The organism is Streptomyces sp. NPDC059567, from assembly GCF_042735655.1.
GTDB lineage: Bacteria > Actinomycetota > Actinomycetes > Streptomycetales > Streptomycetaceae > Streptomyces.
This window is the reverse complement of record NZ_JBHWBS010000085.1, coordinates 24,734-34,847: the sequence shown is the minus strand read 5'-3', so window position 1 is coordinate 34,847 and position 10,114 is coordinate 24,734. Positions and strand designations below refer to the sequence as shown.

Genomic DNA, 10,114 nt, shown 5'->3' with positions numbered 1-10,114 from the left:
TGTGTGTTGGTTGCTCTTCGTATGGCTCGGCCCACCAACACACCCCCCCCCCCCCCGGGGGGGGGGCCCCCCCCCCCCGCCCCCCCCCCCCCCCCACGCGTCGCGCTCTGTTACTTCCTGCTGTAGTTCGGCGCCTCGACCGTCATCTGGATGTCGTGCGGGTGGCTCTCCTTGAGGCCCGCCGAGGTGATCCGGACGAACCGGCCCTTGGACTCCATCTCCGCGACGGTGGCCGCGCCCACATAGCCCATGGTCTGGCGGAGACCGCCGACGAGCTGGTGCAGCACGTTGGCCAGCGGGCCGCGGTAGGGCACCTGGCCCTCGATGCCCTCGGGCACGAGCTTGTCGTCGGAGGCGACCTCGGCCTGGAAGTAGCGGTCCTTCGAGTACGACCTGCCCTGGCCGCGGGACTGCATGGCGCCGAGCGAGCCCATGCCGCGGTACGACTTGAACTGCTTGCCGTTGATGAAGAGCAGCTCGCCGGGCGACTCCTCACAGCCCGCGAGGAGGCTGCCGAGCATCACGGTGTCGGCGCCGGCGGCCAGCGCCTTGCCGATGTCGCCGGAGTACTGCAGACCGCCGTCACCGATCAGCGGGACACCGGCGGGACGGGCCGCGAGAGAGGCCTCGTAGATGGCGGTGACCTGCGGGACGCCGATGCCCGCGACCACGCGGGTGGTGCAGATCGAGCCGGGACCCACGCCGACCTTGATGCCGTCGACACCGGCGTCGATCAACGCCTGCGCGCCGTCACGCGTGGCGACGTTGCCGCCGATCACGTCGACCTTCACGCTCGACTTGATCTTCGCCATCCAGCTCAGGGCGTTGCTGTTGTGGCCGTGCGAGGTGTCGACGACCAGGAAGTCCACCCCGACGGCGGCGAGCGCCTGGGCACGCTCCAGCGCCTCGGGGCTGGCGCCCACGGCGGCACCGACGAGCAGGCGGCCCTCGGCGTCCTTGGCGGCGTTCGGGTACTTCTCCGCCTTGACGAAGTCCTTGACGGTGATCAGGCCCTTGAGCACGCCCTCGTCGTCGACCAGCGGCAGCTTCTCGATCTTGTGGCGGCGCAGCAGCTCCATGGCGTCGACGCCGGAGATGCCGACCTTGCCGGTGACCAGCGGCATCGGCGTCATGACCTCGCGGACCTGACGGCTGCGGTCGCTCTCGAAGGCCATGTCGCGGTTGGTCACGATGCCCAGCAGCTTGCCGTCCGGGTTGGTGACGGGGACACCGCTGATGCGGAACTTCGCGCACAGGGCGTCCGCCTCGGCGAGCGTCGCCTCCGGGTGCACGGTGATCGGGTCCGTGACCATGCCGGACTCGGAGCGCTTGACCAGGTCGACCTGGTTGACCTGGTCCTCGACCGAGAGATTGCGGTGCAGTACGCCGACGCCGCCCAGACGGGCCATCGCGATCGCCATGCGGGACTCGGTCACCTTGTCCATCGCCGCCGAGAGCAGCGGGATGTTGACCCGGACGTTGCGGGAGATACGGGACGAGGTGTCGACCGCGTTGGGAAGCACCTCGGATGCCCCCGGCAGCAGCAGGACGTCGTCGTAGGTCAGCCCGAGTGTCGCGAATTTACCGGGCACTCCGTCGACGTTTGCAGTCATGACACCTTCCCCAATGGCCTTGATCGGTGCGGATGTCCATGCTAACGGGCCTCGACGGTGTCTCATTCCACGATCAAGATCAGAGAGCAGCTTTGGACGTTCGTACGTATACGTGAGGGCCACCGGCCCTCGCCGACCCTTACTGCTCGGCCAGTGCGCGCAGCCGGCTGAGCGCGCGGTGCTGCGCCACCCGGACGGCCCCCGGAGACATCCCGAGCATCTGCCCGGTCTCCTCCGCGGTGAGCCCGACCGCGACGCGGAGCACGAGCAGCTCGCGCTGGTTCTCCGGGAGGTTGGCGAGCAGCTTCTTGGCCCATTCGGCATCGTCGCTGAGCAGCGCGCGCTCCTCGGGGCCGAGGGAGTCGTCGGGGCGCTCCGGCATCTCGTCGGAGGGCACGGCCGTCGAGCCCGGGTGCCGCATCGCGGCCCGCTGCAGATCGGCGACCTTGTGTCCGGCGATGGCGAAGACGAAGGCCTCGAACGGCCTGCCCGTGTCCTTGTAGCGCGGCAGCGCCATCAGGACGGCGACACAGACCTCCTGCGCGAGGTCCTCGACAAAGTGGCGAGCATCACCGGGCAACCGGTTCAGCCGCGTCCGGCAATAGCGCAGGGCGAGCGGGTGCACACGCGCCAGAAGGTCGTGCGTCGCCTGCTCGTCGCCCTCGACGGCACGGTGAACGAGTGCACCGATCACCGTGGTCTCGTCGTCGCGCATCGCTCCATGGTGCCTTGACGCCTGAGAATCCGCGGCACCGCGTTCGTAGTTGTGCACCGAAGCGTTATGAGTAGGTGCGCTGGAACTCATCTCCTGCGCCCTCCCCTCCCGCTCGATCGACTCGTCCCCGAGGAACTCCACACCCTCAAGGATGCGGCATCCCGCGCGTAAGTGACACAAGCTGCTCCGCGGCGGGGACCGAAGCAGCTCCACCGCGGGGACACCGGCCGCTCCGCACCGGGGACGCGAGCCGCCAAGCAGGGCCCCACAGGAGGTCCCGCCGGGCCCACAAGCCTTGCTCCGCAGCGCCGATACGAGCGCTCCCGCCGCGGGGTGGCACACCGCTGCCGCAACGGGGACACGAGGCCGCCGCGGCAGGGCTTCGACTAGCGGACCAGGCCCCAGCGGAACCCGAGGGCGACCGCGTGCGCCCGGTCCGACGCGCCCAGCTTCTTGAACAGCCTTCGGGCGTGGGTCTTGACCGTGTCCTCGGAGAGGAAGAGCTCGCGCCCGATCTCCGCGTTCGACCGGCCGTGGCTCATGCCCTCCAGCACCTGGATCTCACGCGCGGTGAGCGTCGGCGCCGCACCCATCTCGGCGGACCGCAGCCGGCGCGGGGCGAGCCGCCAGGTCGGGTCGGCGAGGGCCTGGGTGACCGTGGCCCGCAGCTCGGCGCGCGAGGCGTCCTTGTGCAGATAGCCGCGGGCGCCCGCGGCGACCGCGAGCGCGACACCGTCCAGGTCCTCCGCGACCGTGAGCATGATGATGCGGGCGCCGGGGTCCGCGGACAGCAGCCGACGGACGGTCTCCACGCCGCCCAGACCGGGCATGCGTACGTCCATCAGAATCAGGTCCGAGCGGTCCGCGCCCCAGCGGCGGAGGACTTCCTCGCCGTTGGCCGCGGTGGTCACGCGCTCCACGCCGGGCACGGTCGCGACCGCGCGGCGAAGCGCCTCTCGGGCAAGCGGGGAGTCGTCGCAGACGAGGACGGATGTCATGGCCGCCCTCCGCAGCTGATGCGCGTCACCTTAAGCCTCCAGGGCTGGTACGTATCGTCACCTGTGCGGTTGACGCCCTCGGACACCTGCCCGAGCACTTGTTCCTTCAACCGCCTCCGCACACTCAACGACGGTCACTCGAAAGAGTTACGGGCCGGACGGCCGCCTTCGGCACTCTACGTGAGGGAGCGTGCGCGGAGGAGAGCCACGCAGGTCATCTGCCCATCACCCGGAAGCTATGCCCCATTTAGCGGGTTTTCTTCCCTTTTCGCAGTGTCTGTGGCTAGATTCGCAATGAGTCATATTTACATCTACTTAGATAGTAGTTGTACGGTCGGGTCGTGCCCGTGAGAGCGGGTACGCGAGACCCATGGGGGGCGAAGGGCCCCCGGATCATCAGCCATCCACCCGCCCACCTATCCGTTCGACACGGTTTCAAGGGGACAAGCGCAATGGCAGATTTCTCCCGCCTTCCCGGACCCAACGCCGATCTGTGGGACTGGCAGCTGCTCGCGGCCTGCCGCGGAGTCGACAGTTCCCTGTTCTTCCACCCCGAGGGAGAGCGCGGCGCGGCACGGAGTGCGCGTGAGAACTCGGCGAAAGAGGTCTGCATGCGGTGCCCGGTACGCGCGGAGTGCGCGGCACACGCACTCGCCGTGCGGGAGCCCTACGGCGTCTGGGGCGGCCTCACCGAGGACGAACGCGAAGAGCTCATGGGACGAGCCCGCAACCGCCTGATCACGGCATCGGCATCGAGTTCGGCAGGCGTGGGGCGCGCCTGAAGGCCTGAAGGAACGTTTCTTCTCGCGCTGGGAACGGGCCGGGTACGCATCCCACCCGGTCTCACGGAGCCGCGCCGCACGCGGCCCGGGGGCGTGCGGCGCGGAAGCGGCGGTGCGCCCGCACGCGTGGGGCGGCGTGGCCGCACGAAGGGCACTACGCGCGCGTGGCCGGTATGAAGGGCGGCCACATGCGGCACTGAGCGCGCATGGCCTCGCGAAAGGCCCAACCTGCGCGTGCCCGCACAGACGACGCGTACCCGCGCGTGGCCGCGGGACGCGCCTCGCCGCACGGACACCTACGCGCGCGTGGCCGCCCGCGTCAGTTCGTCGAGGGTCGCCGCGACGGCCGGGACCTGGGCCAGGTCCGGCAGCGTGAGGGCGACGATCTCGCGCTCCACGGCCGGCTCCACCGCCACGGTCCGCGCGCCCTTGGGGCGTACGGACTCGATCGCGAGCTCGGGCAGGACGGCCACGCCCAGGCCGGCCCCCACGAGCCCCACCACGGCCGGGTAGTCGTCGGTCGCGAAGTCGATGCGCGGGGTGAACCCCGCCTCCTCGCAGACGTCCACGAGCTGGCGGCGGCAGCGCGGGCAGCCGGCGATCCAGGACTCGTCGGCCAGTTCGGCGATGCTCACCGACTCGGCGTCGGCGAGCCGGTGTGCCTCCGGCACGAGGCCGACCAGGCGGTCGGCGAGCAGGGGACGGACGACGAGGTCGTTCCACTCGTCGGGGCCCGCGCCGTAGCGGAAGGCAAGCGCCAGGTCGCAGTCGCCCTCCCGCAGCATCTCCACCGAGCGCGGCGGCTCGGCCTCCACCAGCGAGACCCGGGTGCCCGGGTGCGCCGCGCGCAGGGCGGCGAGGGCGGTGGGGACCAGGGTGGAGCTGCCGCTGGGGAAGGAGACCAGGCGGACGCGGCCGGCGCGCAGGCCGGCGATGGCGGCCACCTCCTCCTCGGCGGCCGTGAGGCCCGCGAGGATGCCCGAGGCGTGCCTGACCAGCGTCTCGCCCGCCTGGGTGAGCCGCATCTCGCGGCCGGTCCGGATCAGCAGGGGCGTTCCGGCGGAGGATTCGAGCGCCTTCATCTGCTGGCTCACCGCGGGCTGGGTGCAGCCGAGTTCGCGCGCGGCGGCGGAGAAGGAGCCGGTCGCGGCGACGGCGCGCAGGACGCGGAGATGGCGGGCCTCGATCATGGGTCGAGCATAAGCGAGTCTTGGGCCTCGCGGCGAATATTCATTCCTGACTTTGAGGCCGGCTCGCCTAGGGTGCCGTCATGAAGCTGATCAGCGTGAATGCCGGACGGGCCGAGGCCGTGCCGTACACCGACTCCCCCACGGGAATGTCGGGGATCGACAAGCGTCCGGTCGAGGGACGGGTACGGGTCGAGGCTCCGAGCGCGCGCGGGGTCGGGGCGAGCGGGCTCGCCGGGGACGCGGTGTGCGACCTGCGCTTCCACGGCGGCGACGACCGGGCCGTGACCGCCTTCGCGCGCGAGGACATGGACGCCTGGGAGCAGGAGCTGGGCCGGCCGCTGGCCAACGGCTCGTTCGGCGAGAACCTCACCACCCTCGGGCTCGATGTGAACGGAGCTCTGATCGGAGAGCGTTGGCGGGTCGGATCGGACGTGGTCCTCGAAGTGACGGGCGGCCGGATCCCCTGCCGTACGTTCGAGGGCTTCGTCCAGGAGAAGGGGTGGGTCCGCCGCTTCACCCGGTCGTCCGCCGGTCCTGGCGCGCTGCTGCGGGTGATCGAGCCGGGCGAGATCGCGGCCGGCGACGCGGTGGCGGTCGTGCACCGGCCCGCGCACGCCGTCACGGTCGCGCTCCTGCACCGGGCCGCGACCACCGAGCGCGCGCTGCTGCCGAGCACGCTGGTCGCGGCCGAGTGGATGGAGTCGGGTCTGCTCCGTCTCGCGCGCACGTACACGGAGAAGTACGGCACCGGCTCCTGACCGCCGGGGTCCCGGCCCGGGGCACTAACGTGCCGCGTATGACGACTGCATTGATCACGGGCGCGACGGCGGGCATCGGGGCCGCCTTCGCGCGGAGGCTGGCGGCGGACGGTCACGATGTGGTGCTCGTGGCCCGCGATGTGAAGAGACTGCGCGAGCAGGCGACCGAACTGCACGACCGGCACGGCATCGAGGCCGAGGTGCTGGCGGCCGATCTGGCCGAAGAGAAGGGCATCGCGGCCGTGGAGGCCCGGCTCTCCGATGCGAGACAGCCGGTGGACCTGCTGGTGAACAACGCCGGTTTCGGCAACAAGGGCCGGTTCCTGGAAGTCTCCATGGCCGACGAGTTGAAGATGTTGACGGTGCACTGCGAGGCGGTGCTGCGGCTGACGTCGGCCGCGGCGGAGTCGATGCGGACGCGCGGCCGGGGCGGGGTGGTGAACGTGGCCTCGGTCGCCGCGTTCGTCCCGCGTGGCACGTACGGGGCGTCGAAGGCGTGGGTCGTGCAGTTCACCCAGGGCGCGGCGCGGGATCTCGGGGGTACAGGGGTGCGGCTGATGGCGCTCTGCCCGGGCTTCGTCCGGACGGAGTTCCACGAGCGGGCCGGGATGGGGACGGACAACATCCCGGGCTGGATGTGGCTCGACGCGGACAAGTTGGTGGCGACGGCGCTGGGCGATCTGGCGCGGGGCAAGACGCTGTCCATCCCGGACCCCCGCTACAAGGCGCTGATGGGTGTGGTGAAGCTGGCGCCCCGCGGTCTGCTCGGAGGGGTGTCCTCCAAGGCGGGCCGCAAGTACGGACCGAAGTGACCCCCAGCCCCAGCCCCAGCCCCAGCAACCAGCAACCAGCAACCAGCGGGACGATTACCCGCAACGGGGTGGGTGGGGGTGGGCTGCGAGGTCGAGGTGGGTCGTCGTTCCGTTCTGCCAGGTCACGTGCAGCGTGCGGCCCGTGACCTGGACGGCTGCGAGGGTGGACGCGGGCGCCGGGTCGGGCTCGGCGGTGAGTGACGCAAGGGTGACGAACAGGCTCTCGGGGCCGCCGGTGGAGCCGTGCAGCGCGGCGGTACGGGTGGCCGGGCCGGCCTGGAGCGTGGAGCCGGTGGCCAGTTCGACGGGCTCGGTGGCCGGTGGAAAGCCGTGGACCGGGTGGAGTTGGGCCGTGGGGCCCTCCGGGGTGGTGGCCCAGCCGGTCTGACGTACGGGAGTCCCGTCGGGCGCGCCGAGGACGAGGTGGGCGCGGACCTCGGCCCGGCCGTGGGCCAGGGTCGCGGAGAGGATCCGGATGCCGGGGAGCGGGGTGTGCAGGGAGGCGGCCCAGCCGGGACCGGTGCCGAGGGGAGTCGCGGGGCCGCGCCGGGTGACCCTGCCGTCGAGGACCAGGGCGAAGTGGTTGTCGGGCTGGTCGGGCGGGGTGGTGGGGCCGGTGCGGGTGGAGTAGGCGTAGCGCGCGTAGCCGGAGTCGTCGGGGCCGGACGGGTCGCTGTTCACATGGTTGCTGCCGTGGTTGTGGAGGCGGACGAGTCCGTCGGCCGCGGTGGACTGGATGAGCAGGCCGGCCGGGGCGACGGGGCGCACGGTGTCGGCGCGTTCGGCGGGGAGGGGTTCTTCGGCGTCGGTCCAGGCCGGGTGGTCGGCGGGGAGGAGCAGGCCGAGGAAGCCCTTGGCGGCCCAGTACGGGGAGGCGGGTCCCGAGTAGCTCTGGACGACGGGTTCGTACGGGCCGTGCCAGCCGAGGGTGAGCAGGTTGTGCTCGTCGGTGGCGCCCCGGTCGAGGAAGTACCGGAGTGTCCCGGAGGCGAGGCGGCGGGTGGCGCCGGGGGTGAGCGGGGTGTGTCCGGTGAGGGCTCCGAGCCAGGGGGCGGCGGCCGCGGCGAAGCGGTAGGTGAGGGAGCGGCCGTACGGGAGGGGGGCTCCGTCGCCGTCGAAGAGGTGGGCGTAGTCGTCGAGGTGGCGCCGCAGCCGGGGCCCGTAGCGGTCGAGGAGGTCCTGGTCGCCGGCGAGGTGGGCGTGGAGGACCGGATAGAGGTGCAGCGCCCAGGCGTTGTAGTGGTCGAAGGCGCGGTTGTCGCCGTCGCTGTACCAGCCGTCGCCGAGGTACCACTTCTCGATGCGTTCGAGGGAGCGGTCGATGGTGGCGGCGGCGCGGTCGGTCTCGATGCCGGCGTCCTGGAGGAAGCCGGCGACGGTGAGGCCGAAGAGCCACCAGTTGTTGTCGACCGGGGAGGGTTCGAGGGCGGGCAGCAGCCACTCGACGGCGCGCTGCCGGGTGCGGTCGTCGAGGGTGTCCCAGAGCCAGGGGCGGGTCAGCCGCAGTCCGAGGGCGACGGAGGCGGATTCGACGACTGCCTGGCGTACGTCGGTGAGGAGCGGCCAGGAGTCGGGGCCGTCGCCGCCCGGGGCCTCCGTGCCGGCGGCGAGGCCCTCGGCGTGGAAGGCGAGATGGCCGTGCGGGTCCTCGCCCCGGGCTCCCGCGACGCGGAGGGCGGCGAGGAGGAACGTACGGGCGTGGCCTTCGAGGCCGTCGGAGCGGACGCCGGACCAGCTGGGGCGGGGGCCCGGCAGGTCGACGAGTCCGTGGCGGGGCGAGGCGTACGGCCGTACGGCGAGGAGGAGACGGTCGGCGGTGTCCTCCCAGTGGGCGCGGGTCCAGCCGGTGAACGGGCTGAGCTCACGGTTCTCGGGCGGCGTGGGCATGATGCTCCCTGAGGCGGACTTCGGCGTCGCCGGGAATCATGGACGCGCCTCGATCGAACGTCAACGTTTCGGACCGAATGATCGAACAACCTTCGATTCGATCATTCGGCGTGAGAAGGTCTGACGACAAGGCCGGCGGACCGCCGGACCACCCACACCGCAAGGGGGAGACACGCCGTGCGTGAGAGTGCCGCCGAACGACACGACCGACTGCTGGCCCTGGTGCGCGAGCGCGGTACGGCGCGCGTCGCCGACCTGGCCACGCTCCTCGGGGTCTCCCCCGTCACCGCCCGCCGCGATGTCGAGGCGCTGGCGACCAAGGGGCTGCTCGACCGGGTGCACGGCCAGGTCTCCTGGCCCGAGCGGCCGGAACGGCCCGAGCGGCCCGACCGCCAGGGCGATCCGGGCGCGCGGCGTTCCGGCGAGGGGCTGGTGCTCGGGCTGCTCGCACCCTCCGCCACGTACTACTTCGCCGAGGTCATCCGCGGTGCGCACGAGGCCGCGGCGCGGGCCGGGGCCCGGCTGGTGCTGCGGATCTCGGACTACCGGCCGGAGGAGGACCGCGCGCGCACCGAGGGCCTGCTCGCGGCCGGCGCCGAGGGGGTGCTCGTGGCGCCCGGCTGGCGCGGGCCCGAGGACCGGCTCGCATACGGGGACTGGCTGGCCGAACTGCCCGTACCCACCGTGCTCCTGGAGCGCAGAGCCGACCCCGGCACACCCCTGGACGCCCTGGACCGGGTGGTCTCCGACCACGGTCACGGCGTCCTGCTCGCCCTGCGCCACCTGCTGGAACTGGGCCACGGCACCCCTCTGCTCGTGGCCCGCGGCGACAGCCCGACGGCGCTCGCGGTGCGCGCCGGGTACGCCGAGGCGCTGGGCACGCTGGGCCTCGACGCCCCCGGCCCGGTGATCGATTCGGTACCGGCCGATCAGGACCCGCAGGGGTTCGAGCGCGCCGTACGGGCCCTGTTCGAGGCGGTGTCCTCCGGCCGGGTGAGCGCGGCCGTGGTCCACAACGACGTGGACGCGATCGAGATCGTCCAGCGCCTGGCGGACCTGGGGGTGAAGGTCCCGGAGGACCTGGCCCTGATCGCGTACGACGACGAGGTCGCCGCGCTCGCCGACACCCCGCTGACGGCGGTCGCCCCGCCCAAGCGCCAGGTCGGCAGGCATGCCACGGAACTGCTGGTGGAACGCTTGACGGAGGCGTACGGGGGCCCCGACGAGGAGCCGGCGCGACGCCATCTGAGCCTGCTGCCGCGGCTGCGCGTGCGAGCCTCCTGCGGGGCTCCCTCGGGGGTTCGTCCCGCCTGATCGATTCGATCCATTTTCGATCAATCAATCTTTCGCTCTTGACTT

Annotated in this window: 9 protein-coding genes; 4 read left to right on the top strand and 5 right to left on the bottom strand. The window is 71.9% G+C overall.

Annotated elements, in window-relative coordinates; genetic code table 11:
- Positions 1-110 precede the first annotated feature (110 nt).
- From guaB to ACFVZW_RS28915, 3 genes are all read right to left on the bottom strand, one after another.
- On the bottom strand, positions 111-1,613 hold the full coding sequence (guaB, locus tag ACFVZW_RS28925; RefSeq protein WP_384527160.1) for an IMP dehydrogenase: 1,503 nt from the start codon (positions 1,611-1,613) through the stop codon (positions 111-113).
- A gap of 139 nt (positions 1,614-1,752) precedes the next feature.
- The gene (locus tag ACFVZW_RS28920) at positions 1,753-2,328 is read right to left on the bottom strand and encodes a sigma-70 family RNA polymerase sigma factor (protein WP_137993884.1); all 576 of its coding nucleotides are present in this window, start codon (positions 2,326-2,328) and stop codon (positions 1,753-1,755) included.
- Between the two features lie 386 nt (positions 2,329-2,714).
- Positions 2,715-3,326, bottom strand: a complete 612-nt coding sequence (locus tag ACFVZW_RS28915; RefSeq protein ID WP_003948568.1) for a response regulator transcription factor — start codon at positions 3,324-3,326, stop codon at positions 2,715-2,717.
- Between the two features lie 452 nt (positions 3,327-3,778).
- On the opposite strand from ACFVZW_RS28915, the gene ACFVZW_RS28910 reads away from it, so the two are divergent.
- Positions 3,779-4,108 (top strand): WhiB family transcriptional regulator, encoded by a 330-nt coding sequence (locus ACFVZW_RS28910; RefSeq protein ID WP_329117047.1) that lies wholly within the window; start codon positions 3,779-3,781, stop codon positions 4,106-4,108.
- A 296-nt stretch (positions 4,109-4,404) separates the two neighbouring features.
- On the opposite strand, the gene ACFVZW_RS28905 is transcribed toward ACFVZW_RS28910, so the two are convergent.
- A complete protein-coding gene (locus tag ACFVZW_RS28905) occupies positions 4,405-5,298 on the bottom strand; it encodes a LysR family transcriptional regulator (protein WP_384527156.1) in 894 nt (297 codons plus the stop codon).
- 80 nt (positions 5,299-5,378) lie between these two features.
- Here ACFVZW_RS28905 and ACFVZW_RS28900 point away from each other — a divergent pair, with 80 nt between their 5' ends.
- Both ACFVZW_RS28900 and ACFVZW_RS28895 read left to right on the top strand, forming a co-directional pair.
- Positions 5,379-6,056, top strand: a complete 678-nt coding sequence (locus tag ACFVZW_RS28900) for an MOSC domain-containing protein (RefSeq protein ID WP_384527153.1) — start codon at positions 5,379-5,381, stop codon at positions 6,054-6,056.
- A 38-nt stretch (positions 6,057-6,094) separates the two neighbouring features.
- On the top strand, positions 6,095-6,868 hold the full coding sequence (locus tag ACFVZW_RS28895) for an SDR family NAD(P)-dependent oxidoreductase (RefSeq protein WP_384527151.1): 774 nt from the start codon (positions 6,095-6,097) through the stop codon (positions 6,866-6,868).
- A gap of 54 nt (positions 6,869-6,922) precedes the next feature.
- Here ACFVZW_RS28895 and ACFVZW_RS28890 read toward each other — a convergent pair whose 3' ends face one another.
- On the bottom strand, positions 6,923-8,755 hold the full coding sequence (locus ACFVZW_RS28890) for a DUF2264 domain-containing protein (RefSeq protein ID WP_384527148.1): 1,833 nt from the start codon (positions 8,753-8,755) through the stop codon (positions 6,923-6,925).
- A gap of 177 nt (positions 8,756-8,932) precedes the next feature.
- Between ACFVZW_RS28890 and ACFVZW_RS28885 the strand changes: the two genes are divergently transcribed.
- Positions 8,933-10,069 (top strand): substrate-binding domain-containing protein, encoded by a 1,137-nt coding sequence (locus ACFVZW_RS28885; RefSeq protein WP_384527145.1) that lies wholly within the window; start codon positions 8,933-8,935, stop codon positions 10,067-10,069.
- Positions 10,070-10,114 lie beyond the last annotated feature (45 nt).